The following is a 21,253-nucleotide window of genomic DNA, read 5'->3' as shown; positions in this document are numbered from 1 at the left end:
TCAGTCCAAGTAGTCGCGCAGAACCTGGGACCGCGACGGGTGCCGCAGCTTCGACATCGTCTTGGACTCGATCTGACGAATTCGCTCGCGGGTGACTCCGTACACCTGCCCGATCTCGTCGAGGGTGCGGGGCTGTCCATCGGTGAGGCCGAAGCGGAGGCGAACTACGCCTGCTTCGCGCTCGGAGAGCGTCTCGAGCACCGACTGCAGCTGATCCTGCAGAAGCGTGAACGACACCGCGTCGACCGCGACGACAGCCTCGGAGTCTTCGATGAAGTCCCCGAGCTGGCTGTCACCCTCGTCACCGATGGTCTGGTCGAGGGAAATCGGCTCGCGAGCGTACTGCTGGATCTCCAGCACCTTCTCGGGCGTGATGTCCATCTCCTTGGCGAGTTCCTCCGGAGTGGGCTCGCGGCCCAGATCCTGCAGGAGCTCACGCTGGATGCGTCCGAGCTTGTTGATGACCTCGACCATGTGCACCGGGATACGAATGGTCCGGGCCTGGTCTGCCATGGCACGGGTGATGGCCTGGCGGATCCACCAGGTGGCGTACGTCGAGAACTTGTAGCCCTTGGTGTAGTCGAACTTCTCGACCGCGCGGATCAGACCCAGGTTGCCCTCCTGGATGAGATCCAGGAACGCCATGCCGCGGCCCGTGTAGCGCTTGGCCAGCGAGACGACGAGGCGGAGGTTTGCCTCGAGCAGGTGGTTCTTGGCGCGGTTGCCGTCACGGCAGATCCAGGTCATGTCACGCCGCTGGGCGACGGGGAGCTTCTCGCCCTTCTCCGCGGACTCGCGCATCTTCTCGACGGCGAACAGTCCTGCCTCGATGCGCTTGGCGAGCTCGACCTCTTCCTCGGCGTTGAGGAGGGCGACCTTGCCGATCTGCTTGAGGTACGCGCGAACCGAGTCCGCTGATGCGGTGAGCTCGGCGTCCTTGCGGGCCTGACGCAGGGCTTCGGATTCCTCTTCGTCCCAGACGAAGTCGCCGGACGCCTTGTCCTCGGCGGTCGGCTCGCTCGTTGCGTCTTCTTCGGTGTCGTCGCCTGCGGCGACGACCTCGACGACGTCGTTCGCTGCGGCGGCGAGTTCACCTTCGGAGATGTCGATGTCTTCGATTCCCGGGGTGCTCTCGTCGACGTCATCGCCGGTGGCGGGAGCTGCTGTCTTCTTCGCTGCGGCCTTCTTGGCCGGTGCCTTCTTGGCGGCGGCGCGTTTGGCCGGTGCCTTCTTAGCCGGTGCCTTCGCGGCGGGTGCCTTGACAGCAGGTTCAGGTGTCGCAGTTCCAGGTTCGGAATCTACGGTCTGACGGATATCGGTGGCTGCCACGTACGCCCTTTCGTGACGAAGTCGTGCGGCGTCACGCCAGAGTTGTTTCCGGCGGAGAGGTCTTCGGATTCGGCCGGCTGCGTACCGGCACACACCATTGTAACGACCTCTCAGGAGTTTGTTACCTACCCTCGTCCTTCGCAGGTGGCGACACCGCGTGTCAGTGCGGTGATCCAGCCGATGTACCGGTCTCGGCGGACGCGACGGCACTGTCCGCAGCGAGGGCCGCTCCGACGATCCCCGCCGTGTTCAGCAGGGTCGCGGGGACCACCGGAGTTCGGTTGGTCAGGTGCGGAATCCACTTCTCGCTCTTGCGACTGATTCCGCCACCGGCAATGAACAGGTCGGGCCACAGCAGCGCCTCGAACGTCGCGAGCACGGTGGAGACCTCTTTGGCCCATTCCTTGTAGGACAGCCCCTTGTTCTCCTTCACCGAGGACGCCGCGCGATGCTCGGCTTCCTTGCCGCCGATCTCCATGTGTCCGAATTCGGTGTTCGGCAGCAGAACTCCGTTGTGCAGAACGGCGGAACCGATGCCGGTGCCGAACGTGAGCAGAACGACGACCCCGTCCTTGCCCTTGCCGCCGCCGTACTTGTCCTCGGCGACCCCGGCGGCATCCGCGTCGTTGAGGACGGTGATGTTCTCGTTTCCGATGGCCTTCGCGAACAATGCTCGCGCATCGGTGTCGATCCAGCTCTTGTCGATGTTCGCGGCCGAACGCGCCACACCGTTGGTGACCACCGCGGGCAGGGTGACGCCGATCGGCCCGGTCCACTCGAAATGCGAGACGATCTCGGCCACGGTCCGCGCGACGGCGTCGGGGGTCGAAGGCTGAGGCGTCTCGATCTTGTAGCGATCGCCCACGAGCTCACCGGTGTTCAGGTCGACGATGCCGCCCTTGATGCCGCTGCCACCGACGTCGACGCCGAACCCGTGACGCTCGGCCGTCGCCGCGGTGCTGTTGTCCGAACCTGGCTGTGTCATGTCGATGCCGCTCCTGGCCTGATCGAATTCGTGTGTGCCGTCGCTTCGGAACAATAGTGCCGTCCGTTCGTCGGCGTGACGCCGACGCTGTAGCGGACGGCCCGCCGAGTGCCGCGGTGGTGCCGCGCCGGCGAAGTGTGTTGCGATGTACGCGTGCCGAAACATGACGGAACGCAGACCCACACCGCCACTGAGCAATTGCCGCAGACGCCGGCAACCGTAGAACGGTCGGATACCGAACCGACGACACGTGATGCGGAGGTACTGCGCGGGGTTGCCGTTCGGGTTGCCACGGAGGCAGCCGAGCACGTCCGAACGCGTCGTCCGCAGGTGTTCGGTGACAGTGCCGACGCGGAGGCAGAGGCCGTGCAGACGAAAAGCACACCGACCGATCCGGTCACCGTCGTGGACACCGAAACCGAACGTGTTCTTCGCGAATTGCTGGCGCAGCTGCGTCCCGGCGATGCCGTCCTCGGCGAGGAGGAAGGTGGCGGGGACGAATCCGTCGCCGGAGTTCGATGGGTGCTGGATCCGATCGACGGAACCGTCAACTTCATGTACGGAATTCCTGCGTACGCGGTCTCTGTTGCGGTGCAGATCGACGGAGTGAGCGTGGCAGGGGCCGTCGTCGACGTGGCCCGCGATGTGGTCTATTCGGCCGCGCAGGGGCACGGTTCGACGGCTCGGTACGCAGACGGTCGTATCGAACGGCTGCAGTGTTCGGGTGTGACCGAATTGTCGATGACGTTGCTGGCCACCGGATTCGGGTACGGATCACGACGCCGCGCGGCGCAGGGCGCGATCATCGCCGAACTGCTGCCGAAGGTGCGAGATATTCGCCGAATCGGTTCTGCAGCACTGGATCTGTGCATGGTCGCGTCCGGTGCCGTCGACGCACACTTCGAGCACGGGCTCAGCCCGTGGGACTGGGCGGCGGGGTCGCTGATCGCTGCCGAGGCCGGAGCCCTCGTCGATGTGCCCGCAGCGACGTCGTCGAGTGCGGACGGGGTCGTCACCGTGGCGATGGCCCCGGGAATCGCCGAACCCCTGACTGCCGCCCTACGACTCGTCGGCGCACTCGATCCGACTCCGAGCTGACGGACTGGTCCGACTCAGTAGCGCGATCGTCTCAGCAGCGCGATCGACTCAGCAACGAGACTGACGCGCGGCGGCGAGCAGATCGGGGTCGAGGGGCTGCGGCGCGGCACCGGGTGCTGCGCCCGCCAGCGTGCGTAGCACTTCCTCTGCGTCGTCGTTCGGCTGAATCTCGCTGAAGTAGGTGCCGAGTGCCAGATCCACCGAGTCGTCGGTCCTCGAGTCCTCGATGAGTTCTGCACACGGTGCGAGGAGCCACACTGCGCTCGCGGCACCGATACCCGCGGATCCGAATCGGATCTGGCCCTGGCACTGCATGTTCTGGTCGACGTAGACGGGATCGTTGCCCACCTGCACGTCCGGAGCACTCGCGAAGCCGTAGTCACTGAGCTGAGCCGCCACGTGTGCAGCTTGGCCGCGTTCGCCGTTGGCGTTGAACACTCGTACCTTCGATGCCGACAGGGCGGCAGGCTCGACGTCGAGAAGTGTCGTCGGGTCGACTTCCTCGCCGAGGGCAACCGGCTGCGTTCCGTCGGTGGCAGCGGTCGTGGTCGGGGTGTTGCATTCGGCAGTGGCCGATGTCGTCTCGGTGGTGGTGAACACCTTGACCCACACGACCACGGCGAGCAGAGCGAGTACTGCGAACACGGCGATGATCGGAAGTGCGCGGCGTCGACGGAACGGACGGCCGCGGTCGTCGACCGGCCGGCCTTCGGTGATCAGAGAAACCACAGTGATTCTTCGCCTTTCCGTCGGCAGTCGCCGAGACCGGTACACGGAGTCGGTTCACACCGACGCGTGCCTACTGTAGATGCCCGCGGTCCTCGGCGACGGCACACTCGGCCGCGAGGTCGCCGAAAGCAGTGCATGCGACCCGTTTGCACCGCGAAAACCAGCAGCAGAACTGCTTCTGCGGACTGCGGAATGAAGCCGGTGATCTCGGTGTTGATGCGGCGTGCACGGAGGCAATGAAGTGATCGGCGATTCGGTTTCGGCTTTGGGGTCGGCGTCGGCTATTGTCTGGCGGCCGCAGTGCTTAAGAAACAGAAAGCTGCCGGTGAATCGTCGATCAGGTGAGCGAAATCTCGATCGAGTTTCAACCGGCGGAATTCGGGAACTACCCGGTGTAGTTTCCGGCACCGCGTGATGAACCTGTTCGATCGAGAATCAAATCGGTGGGAGCGAGCAAGCGCCCTCTTCACAGCCGACGGCCACAAGCCGACCACACCGGCAGCTTCCACCACACACACGTACGAAGATGAGGGGTTACGAGAACAATGGCAACCGATTACGACGCTCCGAGAAGAACAGAATCCGACGACGTCTCGGAGGACTCTCTCGAAGAACTGAAGGCTCGCCGCAACGAGGCGCAGTCCGCAGTCGTCGACGTGGACGAGTCAGACACCGCCGAGTCCTTCGAGCTCCCGGGTGCCGACCTGTCCGGCGAAGAGCTTTCGGTCCGGGTGGTTCCCAAGCAGGCGGACGAATTCACCTGTTCGAGCTGCTTCCTGGTGCACCACCGCAGTCGACTGGCCAGCGATGCCAACGGCGTCCTCATGTGCCGGGACTGCGCTGCCTGATCGACGGCAGGCCCTGATCGAGGGCAGGCAATGCCCGGCCGAGCGGCCGGGCAGTGAGGTTTCGCAGCGAGAGCCCGACGGCTGGGTCAGCGAGCTTCCACGCCGTGGGCACTGAGCACGGCGAGTAGATCCTCCGGTCGCTTGGTGCTGATCAACCAGTAGGGCGTCGGGTCGTCCGGGTCGTCAAGTACGACGATCACCATCTGTTTCACCCAGGTGCGGTGCTGTACGAAGGCAAGCGGGTCCAGCTGCCTTCCCAGCGCCGCACTTTTTGCTGTCGCGGGCACCACGGCTGCCTTGGACGCGACATCGAGAGGCAGATGCGCTTTGCCGACCCGTAGCTCGAGGCCGGCGGACGACGACTCGGTCGAGTCCGAGCTCGGATCGGTGGCCACCACCTGCACACGTAACCTGCTGAACGCCACCAGACCCCAGGCGACAAGGGGCAGGAGCAACACGTAGGGCAGCCAGGCGCGAACACCGGGGGCACCCATGTGTACCTCCGCTGCGAGTAGTACCGCCAGCGCTGCGCCGGCCACCCACCACCAGAGGGGTACCCACAGTCGTTCGGCGTAGAGCACCGACTCCGAGCCGGGGGAACCGGCACGCGAGGCGGGGTCGTCGGACTCGGGGTTCGCCCGATCGGCCTGTCGATCTGCAGTCACCCCACCCAGGGTAGTCGCCCCGCCGACGGCGAAGCAGATCAGCGTAGTCTCGTTCGACGTGAGTGACGAAGTCATCGAGTCCCGCAACACGCTTTCCGGCGACCAGCTCGAGGTGCCCCCGGACCGCCCCGGGGAGGTTCGACTTCGCCGGTTGGACCCAGATCTACCGGTTCCCACGCGTGCGCACGAGGGTGACGCGGGTGTGGATCTGCGGATCACCGCCCCAGTGACGATCGCTCCCGGCGAACGGGTTCTCGTGGGCACGGGGATTGCGGTGGCCTTGCCCCTCGGGATGGTGGGGCTGATCCACCCGCGCTCGGGCCTGGCGGCCAAATCGGGACTGTCGGTCGTCAACACCCCTGGCACCATCGACGCTGGATACCGCGGGGAGATCAAGGTCTGCTTGATCAACCACGATCTCCGGACGCCCATCGTGCTCGATCGCGGCGATCGAATCGCTCAGTTGGTGGTGCAGCGCGTCGAATTGGTCGAGTTCGTCGAAGTGGATCGACTCGACGACACCGTTCGAGGGGACGGCGGTCACGGTTCGACCGGCGGACATGCGAGTCTGGTGCAGTGACGTCCTACGTAGTGCGTCTGTCGCGACGGTCGTCGGTGTACAGCGAACTGAATGCAACCGAGAAGAAGAGAGCTGAACATGTTCGGACGGCGTAAGAAGAACGACGCCGGCAGTGCCTCCGCGTCCAGCGCGGAGCCATTCGTCGACGGCCGCGACGACGACAACGACAACGACGATGCGACCGCGGACACGACCGTCGAGGGCCCCCACGATCTCGGTGATCTGGACCAGGATCGCGAGACCGTCGCGGCGAACCGGCTGGATCTCGGCTCGGTGTTGATCCCTCTCCCCGAGGGCGGGCAACTACAGGTCGAGATGTCTCAGGCGGGCAGCCCGCAAGCAGTACACATCGTCACCCAGTTCGGGCGCATCACCATCGCCGCCTACGCTGCCCCGAAGTCTCCGGGGCAGTGGCGCGAGGTGGCAGCCGATCTGGCGACATCGCTCCGCAACGACAAGGCCGAGACGACCGTGGAGACCGGGCCGTGGGGCCGCGAGCTGGTCGGTGTCACCGCCAACGCCGATCTGCGCTTCATCGGTGTCGACGGGTATCGCTGGATGGTTCGATGCGTCCTCGCCGGGCCGTCGGGCGCGGTGGCGGAGGGCCAGCCCCTGGTCCAGCTCGCGCACTCGATTCTTCGACAGACCGTCGTCGACCGCGGCACCGATCCACACCCGGTGCGTACTCCGTTGCCGGTGGTTCTGCCGCAGGTGTTGGCCGAGCAACTGGCGGCTGCCGCGCAGCAGCAAGCAGCGCAGCAGGCCGCGCCGGCGCAGCCCACCGCCCCTGATGCGAACACCGATGCGGCGCAGCAGCAGTCGACTCCGCAACCGAACGCCGAACAACCCGGTGCCGAGCGCGCTCCGCGCCGCGGAGCGTCCGGATCGGCGATTCAGCAACTGGGGGGCTGATCGGCGTCAGCCGTCGAGCGCCGCGGTCAGAGCGTCGACGGCTTCTCGGCCCAGGACCCCCGGGTCGAGTCCGATATCTGTCAATGTCACGGTCCGCAGTACGCCTCTCGGTAGGGCGCGAGCCCACTGCTCCGCCACCGCGATCGGATGCACCGGGTCGTCGATCGCGCCGACCACGACGGTCGGCGCGTCGATCCGCGCGAGACGGTCCAATTCCGGGCCTCGGTACGAGGCCGCCTCGTCCAGCGCGCGGGGGAGCGCCGGCCACTGCGACGCCCAGGATCGCGCCAGGGTGCGCGCGAGCCATTCTGGGCTCGACTCCGCCATGGTCGCCGTGACGCTGTCGAGCCCGTGTTCGCGAAGCGACCCAGCCGTGAACCGTGCACTCAGTGCAGCTGGTGAGCCGGTGGGATCGCCCGTCCACGCCGGCAGCGCCAGCGCCAACGCGACGACACTCGAGCGGTTGCGTTCGGCCCAGTGCGCCGCGACGGCTGCACCCAGCGAGATTCCGGCGACCACGACGGGACCGTGCGCGCGTACAGCGTCGTCGAGGGCACCGAGGTAGCTCCTCACCACGCCGGTCGGGTCGGGTTCCACGGCGACAGTGGTCAATCCCACAACGTCGAACGCCTGCCCGAATGCCTCCTTCGCGAACTGCGCGTCCGATCCCGTCCCCGGTAGAACGATCGCGGTGGAGGTCTCGAATCGGGTGTGCACGAGACGATTGTGCACGCCCCCGTTCGACGGCGTGGCGGTGGTTGGTCAGCGCGCCGGATCGGGTCTACAGTGGCGAAGTACCAGCTATGACGAGGGAAACTCCCAGGTCGCCGCAACTGCTCCCAGGAGTGGAGCTGCGAGACGACCCCCACCCGCAGGAGCGCACAATGGCACCCGCTGCCGCAGGATACTTTCGCCGCTTGACGCGAAAGTTGACCGAGGACATCGATCAGCTCGACGCCGAGGAGATGGCCGAATCCTCCGAAGCGTCCGGAGCTCGACGCGCCTGCGATTGCTCGCGTGGCGAAGAGGTCACGATGTTGGGTCGTCTACGCAGCGTCGAAGCGTGTTCCAAGGCCGCGAACGCAAACATCGAAGCGGAGTTCTTCGACGGCACCGACACGGTGACTCTCCTGTGGATCGGCCGGCGCAAGATTGCCGGAATCGAGCCGGGCAAGACGGTCCTGGTGCGTGGCCGGGTCGGCGAACGCGATGGGCGCAAGATCGTCTACAACCCGTACTACGAACTGCGCGACGACAACTGATCGTCCCCGGTATGGCACTCTCGTTCTCGTGACGAACAGCGACGATGCAGTGCCGCACCCGAGAACGTCGGACACGCCGGAACCGGTACCCGACACGTCGACGCCGGACGCCGTGAAGACCGCCGCCCCCACCGTGCTCGAGCAGCTCGGCGGTGTGAGCGGATTGGTGTATTCCACGCTGCCCGTGGTCGTCTTCGTCCCGTTCAACAGCTACTTCGGCCTGTCGGTCGCTCTGTGGGCGGCGTTGGGTGTCGCCGCGGCCGTTCTGGTGTGGCGGCTGGTACGCCGCAGCCCGATACAACCGGCCATCTCCGGATTCTTCGGCGTAGGCATCTGCGCATTCATCGCGTACCGCACCGGGGACGCCAAGGGCTACTTCCTGTTCGGCATCTATACATCACTCGTCTACGGCGGGGCGTTCGTGCTGTCGGTACTCGCCCGGTGGCCGCTCGTCGGCGTCATCTGGGGTTACCTCAACGGCAAGGGAACGTCGTGGCGTCGGGAGCGGTCTGCGGTTCGCTACTACGACGTGGCCACTATCGCCTGGGCGTCGGTGTTCGCTGCGCGCTACATCGTTCAGTCCCAGCTCTACGACTCGGACCAGACCGGCTGGCTCGCGGTGGCACGGATCGGGATGGGGTGGCCCCTGACCGGCGTAGCCCTACTGGTGACTCTGTGGGCGGTGCGTCAGGCAGATCGAGCGCTGGACCTCGCATCTAACGACGAACAGGCCGACGAGCTGCCGTCAGGTCAGACCGACCGCAGCACGTAGTTCGTCCTCCACCTCTTTCGCCGCGACGAAGAGCAACTCGTCACCGCCTTCGAGTGGATCGTCGTGCTGCGGAACGATGACACGGCCACCGCGAAGAATCGTCACCAGTGCTGCGTCCCGCGGTAGCTGGAGCTTGCGTACCGGCTTGCCCGCCAGGGGCGTGTTCTCGGGCAGAGTGATCTCCACGAGATTTGCCTGCCCTTTGCGGAATGTCATCAGGTGGACCAGATCGCCTACCGATACGGCCTCCTCCACCAGTGACGCCAGCATGCGCGGGGTCGAGACTGCGACATCGACACCCCAGGCCGCGTCGAAGAGCCATTCGTTTCTGGGGTCGTTGACCCGGGCCACCACGCGGTTCACGCCGAACTCGGTTTTGGCCAGCAAGCTGAGCACCAGGTTCGCCTTGTCGTCGCCGGTAGCGGCGATCACTACGTCGTAGTTCTCGAGATGGGCGGCCTCGAGCAGACTCAACTCGCAGGCGTCCGCGAGCACCCATTCGGCCTCGGGTACCGCGGCCTGATCGACGTGGTCGAGTTTGCGTTCGAGGAGCATCACCTCGTGCTCGCTTCGGATCAATTCGCGTGCAATGGATCTGCCGACTGCGCCGGCACCGGCGATGGCGACTTTCATGGCTTCCCGTTCGGGTCGATGGGGGAGGAGAACAAAGTACGGGCGAGCATCAGTCGTCCGACGGCGGCGGATTGCCGGCCAATGCGATGGCCTCGGCGACGGTCCCGGAGACGGCAGCGACGTACACCTCGTCGCCTGCCTGGATCACGGTGCGCTTGTCGGGCAGCAGTCCTGTGCCGAAACGGATGACGAACGCGGCCCGCGACCGGGTCGCATCCTCGAGTACCGACAGTTTCTTGCCGATCCACGCATCGTGGAAGTCGAGCAGCACCACCGCGACGCTCCCGGACGGATCTCGCCACTTGGTGGTGGGGTCGTCCCGCAGAAGATTGTGCAGAAACCGGTCGGTCGCCCACGGCACGGTGGCCACGGTCGGAATACCGAGGCGCTCGTACACGGCGGCGCGTTTGGCGTCGTAGATCCTGGCGACGACCTTCTCGACGCCGAACGTCTCGCGCGCGACGCGCGCGGAGATGATGTTGGAATTGTCACCGGAGGATACGGCTGCGAATGCCTCCGCCTTCTCGATTCCGGCGCGCACCAACACATCTCGGTCGAATCCCATACCGACTACTCGATGCCCGCCGAAGTCGGGGTCGAGGCGCAGAAACGCGGTTTCGTCGCGGTCGATGATCGCCACCTCGTGCCCGATGCGCTCGAGCGCTCCGGCCAGCGATGCGCCGACACGGCCACACCCCATCACAACTACGTACAACGCCCAGCTCCGTCCCGATCTCGATTGCCGACCAACACTGCCGACGACATTGCCACCGTGTGCATGCGAGCACCAACGTATCGGGGATTCGTCACCGGCTCGACCGTGGGTGGGCATCGGATGGAAGTCAAAGGGCGCGTGGTTGCGCCGACGGCGACCCGACGGCCTACGCTTCTGATCGTGTCCAAGGTCTCGACTGCCGCAAAGCGGCTGGTTCTCGGTAAGCCGTTCCGCAGCGACAAGCTCGGTCATACCTTGCTACCCAAGCGAATCGCGCTACCGGTGTTCGCCTCGGACGCCATGTCCTCGGTTGCGTACGCACCCGAAGAGATCTTCCTGGTGTTGTCCGTGGCCGGGATATCGGCGCTCACGTTCACTCCGTGGATCGGTCTCGCGGTCTGTGTCGTGATGGCGGTGGTGGTCGCCAGCTACCGGCAGAACGTGCACGCCTACCCGTCCGGCGGTGGTGATTACGAGGTCGCGACCACCAACCTCAGTCCTGCGGCGGGTCTGACCGTGGGTAGTGCATTGTTGGTGGACTACGTGCTGACCGTGGCGGTCTCCATTTCGGCGGCCGCGTCGAACATCGGTTCGGCCGTGCCCTTCGTCGCGCAGCACAAGGTGCTGTTCGCGGTGGTGGCCATCGTGTTCATCACGTCGATCAACCTGCGCGGTATCCGCGAGTCGGGTGCCGCGTTCGCCATTCCCACATACGCCTTCATGGGCGGCATGTTCCTGATGTTGGGCTACGGGTTGTTCCGGGTCTACGTGCTCGGAGACGACATTCACGCCGAGTCGGCGACGTTCGATCTGAAAGCCGAGGACTCGCATCTGTACGGGATCGCGTTCGCGTTCCTCGTCGCGCGGGCGTTCTCGTCGGGTTGCGCGGCGCTGACCGGAGTCGAGGCCATCAGTAACGGGGTGCCTGCCTTCGAGAAGCCCAAGTCCCGTAACGCGGCAACCACGCTGTTGCTGCTCGGCGGTATCGGCATCACGTTGTTGATGGGCATCATCGTGCTGGCGCAGAAGATCGGCATCAAGTACGCGATGGACCCGGAGACGCAGCTGATCGGGGCACCGGATGGCTACCACCAGAAGACGTTGATCGCGCAGTTGGCGGAGGCAGTGTTCAGCGGGTTCCCCGTTGGGTTCTTCTTCATCACCGCCGTGACGGCGTTGATCCTGGTACTCGCCGCGAACACGGCATTCAACGGCTTCCCCGTGCTGGGCTCGGTGCTCGCTCAGGACCGGTATCTACCCCGACAGTTGCACACACGCGGCGATCGCCTTGCCTTCAGTAACGGCATTCTGTTCCTGTCCGGCGCAGCCATCGTGTTCGTCGTGGTGTTCGGAGCAGAGGTCACCAAGCTCATCCAGCTCTACATCGTGGGTGTGTTCGTCTCGTTCACTCTGAGCCAGACCGGCATGATCCGGCACTGGACCCGCCTGCTCCGAACCGAGACCGATGGCGAGCAGCGCGGCAGGATGCAGCGCTCGCGGGTGGTCAACAGCGTCGGTCTGGCCATGACGGCGACCGTTCTCGTGATCGTGTTGATCACCAAGTTCGCTGCCGGAGCCTGGATTGCGATCGTGGCGATGGTGGCCATCTTCATCCTGATGCGGATGATCAGAAAGCACTACGACACCGTGGCGCGCGAGCTGGAGAACGAGGTATGGGACGGCGTACTACCCAGCCGCACGCACTCGATCGTGCTGGTGTCCAAGCTGCACATGCCGACCCTGCGGGCTCTCGCCTACGCACGCGCGACCAGGCCCGACACTCTCGAAGCGGTCACCGTCAACGTCGACGAGGTGGACACTCGAGCATTGGTACGTGAATGGGAGGCCAGTGACGTCTCGGTACCCCTGAAGGTCGTCGAATCGCCCTACCGCGAAGTCACCAAGCCGGTTCTGGACTACGTCAAACGAGTTCGACGCGACTCACCACGTGATGTGGTGACCGTCTTCATCCCCGAGTACGTCGTCGGTCACTGGTGGGAGCAGGTCCTGCACAACCAGAGTGCGCTGAGATTGAAGTCCCGACTGCTGTTCCAACCCGGCGTGATGGTCACCAGCGTTCCGTGGCAGCTGCGCTCGTCGGAGAAGGCCAGGCGCGAGGTGCTCGGAAATGCGCCGGGTGCATCGCGTCGCGGCTACGAACCGCCGGCGGGCAAATGACCGAGAACTGGTTCGGGCTGGTGCTCGACGTCGAACTGGGTGCTCCCGGACACGGTGGGTTCTGCGTGGCCCGTCACGAAGGTCGGGTGGTGTTCGTCCGCCACGGGCTACCGGGGGAACGCGTCATGGCCAAGGTGACCGAGGATCGCGGTGGGTCGTTCTGCCGCGCCGACGCGATCGAGATCCTCACCGCGTCGCCGGACCGCATCGACGCTCGCTGCCCCATCTCCGGCCCCGGTGGTTCGGGATGCTGCGACTATTCTCACGCGATCCCCGAAGCCGGTCGTCGACTCAAGTCCTCCGTCGTCGCCGAACAGCTGCGCCGCGTCGCGGGCATCGAGAGGGACGTTCCGGTCGAGGAGTTGCCGGGCACCGGCGACGGCACCGGATGGCGGACCCGCGTTCGGCTGGCAGTGGATTCGGGTGGACGGCCCGGCTACCACCGCTATCGAAGCAGTTCGATCGTCACGGAGTTGTCGTGCCCGCAAATGGATCCAGTTGCGTTCGACGGATTGTCGGACCGTGAGTGGCGCGCAGGTGCCGAATTGCAGGTGGTCCTCGACGGTACGGGTGAACGCCATGTGGTGGAGGTGGCACCGGCCCAGTTGACGCGAACCGGACGCCGGTCTCCGGGCCGCCGCGGTGCGTCGGCGCGTCGAGCGGCGTCGTCCCGGACCAGGCCGGAAAAGGCTGTCATCGGCTCGGGTCGCGTCACCGAATTCGTCTCGGCGCGGCCGTGGACACTCGATGCCACCGGCTTCTGGCAGGCGCACAAGGGAGCGGCCCAGGTGTACACCGACGTCGTGCGCGACTGGGCGGACGCCGATCCGGGTGACGGCGCATGGGATCTCTACGGCGGTGTCGGCGTGTTCGCGGCGGCTCTCGCCGAGCGGGTGGGATCGAGCGGACGAGTCACCAGCGTCGAGTTCTCGCGCCGGGCCGCCGAGGACGGGCGTTCGGCGCTGCACGACCTTGCTCAGGTCTCGTTCGCGCCGGGCCGGGTCGAGCGATCGATGGATTCGTTGCCGGAATCGGTGGCGGTGGCGGTACTCGATCCGCCGCGAGCCGGTGCCGGACGCGACGTCATCGAAGGTCTCGCGACGCGGTCTCCCCGCACGATCGTCCATATCGGCTGCGATCCGGCATCGTTCGCGCGGGACGCGAGCCTCTACCGGGCAGCCGGTTACGAGCTGACGGACGTGCGCGCGTTCGACGCATTTCCTCTGACCAGCCACGTCGAATGTATCGGCCGCTTCGTCCGTAAATAGGGTTGCCTCACCAATCTTGGCGAGTCTGACGTACCGTTTCTCGGGTGAGAATTCGTCGCACCGTCGGTGCTGTGTCGGTCGCCCTGCTGTTCCTGACCGCCGTCGTCTCGTGTGGGTCGGGCGGGGACGACGGACCCGGATCGGAGGCACCGTCCGACGGAACGGCGGCTGCGTTCCCCGTCACGATCGATACCGAGTTCGGCGGCGTGACCGTCGACAGTGCCCCGCAGCGCGTCGTCGCGCTCGGCTGGGGCGACGCGGAAACCGCACTCGCGCTCGGTGTCTCACCGGTCGGTGCGAGCGACTGGCTCGCCTTCGGCGGCGACGGCGTCGGTCCGTGGGCGGCCGGGCTCTACGACGCACCACCGCAGATCATCGGGACGCAGGAGCCGTCGTTCGAGCAGGTCGCGGCGCTGGAGCCGGATCTGATCCTCGACACCAAGAGCTCCGGTGACGCCGATCGGTACGCCACGCTGTCCGCCATTGCTCCGACGGTGGGTATACCGGCGGGGGCGGACAACTACCTGACAACGCTCGAGCAGCAGGTCACGATGGTGGCCACGGCACTCGGCAAGCAGTCCGAAGGGGACGCGCTGCTCGCAGGAATCGCCGACCGTTTCGATGCAGCGGCCGCTGCCCATCCGGAATTCGCCGGCAAGACAGCGGTGGTCGGGGCCTACAGCGGCACCGGATACGGCGCATACATCTCGTCGAACAGTCGACTCGAGTTCATGAAGAAGCTCGGCTTCGTCACCAGCCCGGCCATCGATTCTCTTCCGCCGCGCGGCTTCTCGGTTCCGATTTCCGGGGAGGAGCTCGACCTGCTCGACGCCGACGTACTGATCGTCTTCCCCATCCAGAAGGCGCCGTCCGAGGTGACCGACAATCCGCTGTTCCAACGGATTCCGGCTGTCGCGGACGGCCGCTACGTCGTGTTCGACGACCCGGAAGTCGCGAAGTCCTACGCCACCAACTCGGCGCTGTCCATCGGCTATGCACTCGACACGGTGGTGCCTGCGGTGGCGAACGTGCTGGGGTGATCCACTTCGGCAACCGGGGCGAACGTCTGCGCGGGTACCGAGACGATGCGTTGAGCTCCGCAGTGGCAGCCCTGGTAGCCGACGAGGCCTTCGCTGGTGTCGTGCAGCGAGCGGGTGGTCCAGGAGTGTGTGCTGTGTTCGATGTCCATGCATCCACTGTGATGTAATGGTCTTGTGCACATCAACCCTTACGGGGAATATGCCGTGAAACTGGGCATCGACCTCCTCAACCGGCCACCCACGTCGCCGAGCGAATTGGGGGCCCGCTGCATCGACGCCGGCCTCGTTCCCGACTGGACTGCCACCGACGCCGATCTCGCGGACACACTCGAGTTCCTCCGCGAGTGGGCTCGCGTGGTGGATGCAGAGACAGCCGAGGAGCGGGCCGAGGCCCTGAACGCCCTCCTTGCACAGGCATCCGCGTACCCACGGTTGACCAACCATGCCGACGACGGCTGGCACATGCACTATCGCGATCCCAACATCGCGTTGGGTGGCGTCATCAGGGCACTGGTCGGTGTCGGTACCGCGCTGCACTTGACCGGTCGCGGAATGGACAGACTCCATCGGTGCGCCGCAGCCGACTGCACGACCGCCTTCGCCGACACCTCACGCACCGGACGGCAGCGGTACTGCGGAACCGTGTGCTCGAACCGGGACGCAGTCCGCCGACACCGAGCCCGCGCCGCATCCTGACGCTTGCACCGGGAGGCGCGGATCAGGACTTGCGGTTGTACAGCCGCATCGTGATCGGTCCGAAGATCGCCAGCATTGCCGCCGACAGCACCAGAGTCACTCCGAGTTGGCCGGTGTCGACATCGCCCTGCATCAGGCCTCGAAGTGACGTCACCAGAAAGCTGACCGGGTTGACGTCGACGAACGCACGAAGCCACCCCGGCATCGTGTTGGGGTCGACGAAGATGTTGCTCGCGAACGTCAGCGGAAACAGGATGAACATCGACATCCCCATCACGGCTGCCTCGGTGCGCACGATCATGGCGATCATCGTCCAGATCCAGGACAGGCAGAACGAGAACACGAGCAACAGCACTATCGATGCGATCACACCGAGCAGCCCGCCTTGCGGCCGGAAACCGAGAATCAGCCCCAAGATCAGTACGATCACCGACGCCAACGTGTAGCGCACGACGTCACCCAGCAACGCACCGACCAGCGGCGACGGACGCCAGATCGGCAACGATCGGAACCGGTCGAACACACCCTTCTCGATGTCCTTGTTCATCGTTACGCCGGTGTACATCGTGATCATCACCACGGTCTGCACCAGGATGCCCGGCAGCAGAAACTGGATGTACGCGTCGGTCGAACCGGCCAGAGCGCCACCGAACAGGTACGTGAACAACAGCGTGAACATGATCGGAAACGCCGTCACGTCGAACAACTGCTCCGGTACGTGCTTGATCTTCAGCAACGCCCGCCAGCCGAAACTCAGCGAGGTCGACAGCGACGACGGACGCTCCGGCCTCGGACCTGCGGCTGAGAGAACATCGATGATCGTCGACGCCTGTGGGGCGGATCGTTGGGCCTCGGTGTTCATGACGCGATCTCCCCGTTGTCGATTTCAGCTTTTTTCGCACCCACCGGCTCCACTCCCGCTCCCGCGTCGTGCCCGGTCAGCGCCAGGAACACCTCGTCCAGACTCGGCTGACCGAGGGTGAAGGATGCGATGGCGATTCCGGCGGATTCGAGAGCAGGAAGGATCGGTGCCGCCTGCGCCGGATTGTCCAGTCGTGCGGACACGGTGAACGGGTCGGCGTCCTCGGTCACGGTGCTGCCGACCAGATCTCGAACGATTCTCGCCGCGGCATTCCGGTGCCCGGCATCGAGCACGCGCAGGTGCAGTGAGTTCGATCCCACCGATGCCTTCAGCTCGCCCGTCGTGCCCTCGGCGATGACTTTGCCGTGGTCGATCACCGCCACGCGCCCGGCCAGGTGGTCGGCCTCGTCGAGATACTGCGTCGTCAGCAGTACCGTCGTGCCGCCTGCCACCAGTGCTCGGACGATCTCCCAGACGTGATTGCGACTGCGCGGGTCCAGGCCGGTGGTGGGTTCGTCGAGAAAGATCAGCTCGGGGGTGACGATGATGCTCGCCGCGATGTCGATGCGCCTGCGCATGCCACCGGAGTAGGTCTTGACCTGTCGCGGTCCGGCGTCGGCGATGTCGAATGCTGTCAACAGTTGATCAGCGCGCGCTCGGGCGGCCGGACGTGAGTAGCCGAGCAGCCGCGCCAGCAGAACGAGATTCTCGGTGCCGGTCAGATCCTCGTCGAGCGAGGCGAATTGACCCGTGAGAGAGACTTTTCGGCGAACGGCCTCCGGCTCGGTTGCCACGTCGTGTCCCAGGACTCGTGCGCTGCCGCCGTCTATCGGAAGAAGTGTCGCCAGCATCCGGATGGTCGTGGTTTTCCCGGCCCCGTTGGGTCCGAGTACGCCGTACACCCCGCCGGACGGGATCGACAGATCCACGCCGTCGACTGCGGCGGTGGTGCCGAAATGTTTGACGAGCCCGTGGGTTTCGATGGCCGTCATGCGTGTCCGTCCCTCCATCGAGCTGTCCGCCCGATTGCCCGCGTTTGTCCGATTCTCGCACCCAGGATGAAGCCCGGTCCAATTCTGCGCAAACGAATTTCGGTCGCGGACCATCCCTCGGGGTGTTTGTTCCGAATATGTACTGCGGCGGGAAAACGCGGAGGTTTCGATATGAGGGCTACATGACCACTAGTGTCATGATCGATGAACTCGATCATGAACCCGTCTGCTGGGACGACAGTCCGATGAGCGTGCCGTTCTCCGACGCTTCCGGATCTGCGGGCACCGGCCGTGACCGAACGCCGCCCGAGTCCGAGGACAGCACCTCGGTCGAGGATGCGGTGTGCGCAGTACCGAGCCCCCAGCTGAAGAATCTGCGTGCCGAGGAGACGGACCGTCTCCGTCGCCTGATGGCCGCCGTTGCCCAGGGCGACCGGTCGGCCTTCGCCGAGCTGTACGACGCCACGTCCTCCCGTGTGTACGGGATGGTGGTGCGCGTGCTTCGCGATCCGGGGTACAGCGAGGAGACCGCGCAGGAGGTGTTCCTCCAGATCTGGCGTGCGGCACCGAATTACGATCCGAGCCAGGGGAGTCCGCTGGCGTGGATCATGACGCTGGCACATCGCCGGGCGGTCGATCGGGTACGTAGCGAACAGTCGGGTACCGACCGCGAGGCGGCGTACGGTGCCGTGAGTCACACACCCGAGCACGACGAGGTACTCGAGACGGTGACCCAGCGGCTCGAATCGGAGGCGGTCGTGGCCTGTCTCGACACTCTGACCGATACGCAGAGCGAGTCGGTACGAATGGCTTATTACAGCGGGTACACCTATCGCGAGGTTGCCGAACGGCTCGGGGTGGCCGTGCCGACGATCAAATCGCGCATACGAGATGGATTGATCAAGTTGAAGACATGCCTGGGGGTGATCCCGCAATGAGTGAAGCGTCACGGCAACGACTGCTGGACGAAGCGGAGGTCTATGCCCTCCACGCGATGAGCGAGTCCGAGCGGCGCGCCATCGAATCCGAGCGAATCCGCGTCGACGAGACGACCCGGGCACAATTCGACATCCTCGTGGGTGAGATTCACGAAACGCTGGCGTTGGCTGCGGCGGCAGACGCGACTCCCGCACCCGAACGCGTGCGGGAGGCCGTGCTAGCGCGTGTCGCCGCGAGCGATCAGGAGCCGACGGTCCGAGAACTTCCGCCGAACGTCACTCCGCTGCACCGGCACCGACGTGAGCGCTCCAAGACGTGGCGATACTCGATGGTGTCCGCGGCTGCCGCGATCGTCGTCGCAGTCGGTGGTGTAGTCGTCGTCACGCAGACCATGGGCTCGGACCCGCAGCCTTCCCAGGCCGAGCAGATCGTCGCAGCGCCCGACGCTCGTGAGGCGTCTGCGGAGTTCCCGGGTGGCGGCACTGCAAAGGTGTCGTACTCGCTGAGCCGAGATGCGGTCGTGGTGACTCTGGACGGTGTCCCGGAGCCGCCGTCGGGCCGGGTCTACCAGATGTGGTTCGTCGACGGTGCGCCGCGCTCCGCCGGCGTTGTCACCGAGGATCAGCTCACGTCGAGCGACGGCACCGTGGTGGACGGCATGGGAGCGTCGACCAACTTCGCGTTCTCGCTCGAGCCTGCCGGCGGCTCGGCGCAGCCCACCGAGGTCCTCACTATGATCACGCTCGACGCCTGATCAGGGGCCATGCACGTCCACTCGGGCGGTTCGACAGTCGGATCAGAAGCCGATGTCGAACCGCCCGAGCGTCTTGACGACGGACGCCATCTGGCCGTACGCGCCGCTGGCCAGATTTTCCAGTAGCGCCAGCTTCACTTCCGGGGCGTCCCGAGTCAGTGCCTCGAAGTGCGATACCGACACGACCACCAGATCGACCGGGGTGTCGGCCACCATGTCCAGCAGGAACGGCACCGACATCAGCAGCGGCATCTCGCCGAAGCTCATCCCGGGGGAGAGCGTCGTGATGCGGTGTGTGCCCCCGTCTGCGGACACGGCCGTCGATGTCACTTCTCCGCGCAGGATCAAGAACAGACCCGCTGCAGGCGCACCACGGTGAACGATGACGTCGCCCCGTGCGTAGTGACGTTTCTCCAGATAGGGAGTCACCGAGTCGAATTGCTCGGTGGACAGACCGGCGAGCAACGGGTGCTCGGCCGGAGTGATCTCTGCCGGTTGCCGCGCGCCGGAGCAGTGCCGATCGAGCAGCAGGTTCTCGGCCCACTGGATGGCCGAGCTCAGACTCGAGTACACCCGGCCCGCCGGATCGTTCGGGTCCAGGCTCGACGTCGTGTGGCCCATGATGGCTCTGGGATCCACCAGGCACACCACACAGCCGTGGTCGGCGAGATCGCGGCGTAGGTCCTCGAACATCGAACGGGCGATGTCGCTCACCTCGTCGACGCCACGAACGTCGATGACGAGTGCATCGAGATTCCGGTCGAGGTTGCCGATCTCGCGGACCGCTGTCTCGGCACCCGAGAACAGCAGGTCCCCGTGCAACTCGTAGACCCGCGCCCGGTCGCCGACTGCAGCGAGTGTGGCCTGTTCGATCTCGGATCGTCGTTTTCGCGACGGTGCCTCGGTGAGAACGTACCGACGTCGAATCGACGACTTCGCGGCCCGAGTGACATGTAGAAAGTGCAATTCGAGTGTGGTGGAGAGTTCTCGGCAGGCAGCAACGCCGCGCACGCTGTTGCCGTGCGAATCGAGGCGGGGGGAGTAGACGGCGATGCCCATCTGCCCGGGAAGCACCGCCAGGATGCCGCCGCCGACCCCACTCTTGGCCGGCATACCCACCCGCGCCACCCAGTCGCCTGCGCCGTCGTACATCCCACAGGTCGTCATCACCGACAGCACGCGTTCGACCAGTGCGGGTGCCAGGGCGCGCTCCTTGGTGTGGGGATTGACTCCGTTGTTGGCCATCGTGGCGGCCATCATGGCCAGATCCGCCGCCGTGACGTCGATCGAGCACTGGCGGAAGTACAGGTCGACGGCGGCCTCCGGATCGTGGTCGATGATGCCGAAGGACCGCAGCATGTAGCCGATGGCGCGATTGCGGTGTCCGGTGCGCGCTTCGGATCGATACACCGCGTCGTTGAAGCTCAGAGACCTTCCTGCATACCGGGAATACGACGCTCGAATGCGCTCGAATCGTTCCTCCGCGGTGCGGCCGGCGATGAGCGACGCGGACGTGATCGCACCCGCGTTGATCATCGGGTTTCGGGGCCGCTCCGTGACGGGGTCCAGGCTGATCTCGTTGAACGGCTCACCCGAGGGTTCGACGTCGATCTTGCCCGCGACGACGTCGAGCCCGCGGTCGGCCAGCGCGAGTGCATAGGTGAAGGGTTTCGAGATGGATTGGATGGTGAACGGCATCCTCGTGTCGCCGACTTCGTACAGGTAGCCGTCGGTGGTCGTCAGGGCGATACCGAAGCCGTCCGGCGTCACGGCTGCGAGTTCGGGGATGTAGTCGGCAACCTGTCCCGACGCGTCGTCCCGGCACAGTTCGTGAACCCGGGTCAGGATGGCATCGACGACGTTGCTCATGGGCGACACTGTATGTCGGGTGTCCGTTTCGAGCGTATTCGAGGTTAGGGGCGACTGACCCCGGGCACCTGCCTACTCGACGGTAGTGTCGGCGAGACAATGCTGGACGGGGCGGCTGGGTGCAGCC

Annotated in this window: 23 protein-coding genes; 12 read left to right on the top strand and 11 right to left on the bottom strand. The window is 65.4% G+C overall.

Translation table 11 applies throughout. The features are described from left to right. Together AB0O58_RS08695 and ppgK are read right to left on the bottom strand one after the other, a co-directional pair. On the bottom strand, positions 1-1,329 hold the full coding sequence (locus tag AB0O58_RS08695) for an RNA polymerase sigma factor (RefSeq protein ID WP_366238112.1): 1,329 nt from the start codon (positions 1,327-1,329) through the stop codon (positions 1-3). Between the two features lie 160 nt (positions 1,330-1,489). Beyond that, positions 1,490-2,314 carry a polyphosphate--glucose phosphotransferase gene (gene ppgK, locus AB0O58_RS08690; protein ID WP_052057356.1) on the bottom strand — a complete coding sequence of 275 codons (825 nt, stop codon included), beginning with the start codon at positions 2,312-2,314 and terminating at the stop codon, positions 1,490-1,492. A gap of 264 nt (positions 2,315-2,578) precedes the next feature. Between ppgK and AB0O58_RS08685 the strand changes: the two genes are divergently transcribed. Then, complete coding sequence (locus AB0O58_RS08685; RefSeq protein ID WP_032372803.1) at positions 2,579-3,412, top strand: inositol monophosphatase family protein; 834 nt, start codon at positions 2,579-2,581, stop codon at positions 3,410-3,412. 48 nt (positions 3,413-3,460) lie between these two features. Here the strand turns inward: AB0O58_RS08685 and cei are convergent, their stop codons facing one another. Then, on the bottom strand, positions 3,461-4,141 hold the full coding sequence (cei, locus tag AB0O58_RS08680; RefSeq protein ID WP_032372525.1) for an envelope integrity protein Cei: 681 nt from the start codon (positions 4,139-4,141) through the stop codon (positions 3,461-3,463). Positions 4,142-4,686: 545 nt separating this feature from the next. On the opposite strand from cei, the gene AB0O58_RS08675 reads away from it, so the two are divergent. Then, on the top strand, positions 4,687-4,989 hold the full coding sequence (locus tag AB0O58_RS08675; RefSeq protein ID WP_027496891.1) for a DUF4193 domain-containing protein: 303 nt from the start codon (positions 4,687-4,689) through the stop codon (positions 4,987-4,989). An 86-nt stretch (positions 4,990-5,075) separates the two neighbouring features. Here AB0O58_RS08675 and AB0O58_RS08670 read toward each other — a convergent pair whose 3' ends face one another. Next, positions 5,076-5,570 (bottom strand): DUF3093 domain-containing protein, encoded by a 495-nt coding sequence (locus AB0O58_RS08670; RefSeq protein ID WP_063216906.1) that lies wholly within the window; start codon positions 5,568-5,570, stop codon positions 5,076-5,078. A gap of 196 nt (positions 5,571-5,766) precedes the next feature. On the opposite strand from AB0O58_RS08670, the gene dut reads away from it, so the two are divergent. Together dut and AB0O58_RS08660 are read left to right on the top strand one after the other, a co-directional pair. Further along, entirely contained in the window at positions 5,767-6,234 is a 468-nt protein-coding gene (dut, locus tag AB0O58_RS08665; protein WP_027496893.1) for a dUTP diphosphatase, read from the top strand. Between the two features lie 78 nt (positions 6,235-6,312). Further along, on the top strand, positions 6,313-7,146 hold the full coding sequence (locus tag AB0O58_RS08660; RefSeq protein WP_032372524.1) for a DUF3710 domain-containing protein: 834 nt from the start codon (positions 6,313-6,315) through the stop codon (positions 7,144-7,146). A 6-nt stretch (positions 7,147-7,152) separates the two neighbouring features. On the opposite strand, the gene AB0O58_RS08655 is transcribed toward AB0O58_RS08660, so the two are convergent. After that, a complete protein-coding gene (locus AB0O58_RS08655) occupies positions 7,153-7,863 on the bottom strand; it encodes an alpha/beta fold hydrolase (RefSeq protein ID WP_366238111.1) in 711 nt (236 codons plus the stop codon). Positions 7,864-8,030: 167 nt separating this feature from the next. On the opposite strand from AB0O58_RS08655, the gene AB0O58_RS08650 reads away from it, so the two are divergent. Together AB0O58_RS08650 and AB0O58_RS08645 are read left to right on the top strand one after the other, a co-directional pair. Then, on the top strand, positions 8,031-8,408 hold the full coding sequence (locus AB0O58_RS08650; RefSeq protein ID WP_027496896.1) for an OB-fold nucleic acid binding domain-containing protein: 378 nt from the start codon (positions 8,031-8,033) through the stop codon (positions 8,406-8,408). A gap of 112 nt (positions 8,409-8,520) precedes the next feature. Next, on the top strand, positions 8,521-9,180 hold the full coding sequence (locus AB0O58_RS08645) for a DUF3159 domain-containing protein (RefSeq protein ID WP_027496897.1): 660 nt from the start codon (positions 8,521-8,523) through the stop codon (positions 9,178-9,180). Here AB0O58_RS08645 and AB0O58_RS08640 read toward each other — a convergent pair. Next, entirely contained in the window at positions 9,154-9,813 is a 660-nt protein-coding gene (locus AB0O58_RS08640) for a TrkA family potassium uptake protein (RefSeq protein WP_032365054.1), read from the bottom strand. The genes AB0O58_RS08645 and AB0O58_RS08640 overlap by 27 nt on opposite strands. Positions 9,814-9,862: 49 nt before the next feature. Continuing rightward, positions 9,863-10,528 (bottom strand): TrkA family potassium uptake protein, encoded by a 666-nt coding sequence (locus AB0O58_RS08635; RefSeq protein WP_027496899.1) that lies wholly within the window; start codon positions 10,526-10,528, stop codon positions 9,863-9,865. A gap of 180 nt (positions 10,529-10,708) precedes the next feature. Between AB0O58_RS08635 and AB0O58_RS08630 the strand changes: the two genes are divergently transcribed. From AB0O58_RS08630 to AB0O58_RS08620, 3 genes are read left to right on the top strand one after another with little or no spacing between them, the layout of a single operon-like run. Continuing rightward, on the top strand, positions 10,709-12,706 hold the full coding sequence (locus AB0O58_RS08630) for an APC family permease (protein WP_366238110.1): 1,998 nt from the start codon (positions 10,709-10,711) through the stop codon (positions 12,704-12,706). Next, positions 12,703-13,974 (top strand): TRAM domain-containing protein, encoded by a 1,272-nt coding sequence (locus AB0O58_RS08625; RefSeq protein WP_366238109.1) that lies wholly within the window; start codon positions 12,703-12,705, stop codon positions 13,972-13,974. The genes AB0O58_RS08630 and AB0O58_RS08625 overlap by 4 nt, the downstream gene beginning before the upstream one ends. A gap of 44 nt (positions 13,975-14,018) precedes the next feature. Beyond that, entirely contained in the window at positions 14,019-15,014 is a 996-nt protein-coding gene (locus AB0O58_RS08620) for an iron-siderophore ABC transporter substrate-binding protein (RefSeq protein WP_052073644.1), read from the top strand. Here AB0O58_RS08620 and AB0O58_RS08615 read toward each other — a convergent pair. Then, positions 14,966-15,163, bottom strand: coding sequence for a hypothetical protein (locus AB0O58_RS08615; RefSeq protein ID WP_037219315.1), 198 nt, complete (start codon positions 15,161-15,163; stop codon positions 14,966-14,968). The genes AB0O58_RS08620 and AB0O58_RS08615 overlap by 49 nt on opposite strands. Before the next feature lie 25 nt (positions 15,164-15,188). On the opposite strand from AB0O58_RS08615, the gene AB0O58_RS08610 reads away from it, so the two are divergent. After that, the gene (locus tag AB0O58_RS08610; RefSeq protein WP_027496903.1) at positions 15,189-15,710 is read left to right on the top strand and encodes a CGNR zinc finger domain-containing protein; all 522 of its coding nucleotides are present in this window, start codon (positions 15,189-15,191) and stop codon (positions 15,708-15,710) included. Between the two features lie 22 nt (positions 15,711-15,732). Here AB0O58_RS08610 and AB0O58_RS08605 read toward each other — a convergent pair whose 3' ends face one another. Both AB0O58_RS08605 and AB0O58_RS08600 read right to left on the bottom strand, forming a co-directional pair. Then, positions 15,733-16,572, bottom strand: coding sequence for an ABC transporter permease (locus tag AB0O58_RS08605; RefSeq protein WP_094643156.1), 840 nt, complete (start codon positions 16,570-16,572; stop codon positions 15,733-15,735). Next, the gene (locus tag AB0O58_RS08600) at positions 16,569-17,582 is read right to left on the bottom strand and encodes a daunorubicin resistance protein DrrA family ABC transporter ATP-binding protein (protein WP_045841783.1); all 1,014 of its coding nucleotides are present in this window, start codon (positions 17,580-17,582) and stop codon (positions 16,569-16,571) included. Before AB0O58_RS08600 ends, AB0O58_RS08605 begins: the two co-directional genes overlap by 4 nt. 164 nt (positions 17,583-17,746) lie before the next feature. On the opposite strand from AB0O58_RS08600, the gene AB0O58_RS08595 reads away from it, so the two are divergent. Together AB0O58_RS08595 and AB0O58_RS08590 are read left to right on the top strand one after the other, a co-directional pair. Then, positions 17,747-18,502, top strand: a complete 756-nt coding sequence (locus AB0O58_RS08595; RefSeq protein WP_027496905.1) for a sigma-70 family RNA polymerase sigma factor — start codon at positions 17,747-17,749, stop codon at positions 18,500-18,502. Further along, positions 18,499-19,257 carry an anti-sigma factor gene (locus AB0O58_RS08590; RefSeq protein WP_032365057.1) on the top strand — a complete coding sequence of 253 codons (759 nt, stop codon included), beginning with the start codon at positions 18,499-18,501 and terminating at the stop codon, positions 19,255-19,257. The genes AB0O58_RS08595 and AB0O58_RS08590 overlap by 4 nt, the downstream gene beginning before the upstream one ends. Positions 19,258-19,299: 42 nt before the next feature. Here the strand turns inward: AB0O58_RS08590 and glsA are convergent, their stop codons facing one another. Beyond that, positions 19,300-21,126, bottom strand: a complete 1,827-nt coding sequence (glsA, locus tag AB0O58_RS08585; RefSeq protein WP_366238108.1) for a glutaminase A — start codon at positions 21,124-21,126, stop codon at positions 19,300-19,302. Between the last annotated feature and the right edge of the window lie 127 nt (positions 21,127-21,253).

This window comes from Rhodococcus sp. NPDC080181, assembly GCF_040702225.1.
GTDB lineage: Bacteria > Actinomycetota > Actinomycetes > Mycobacteriales > Mycobacteriaceae > Rhodococcoides > Rhodococcoides fascians.
This window is presented reverse-complemented; position numbering and strand designations above follow the sequence as displayed.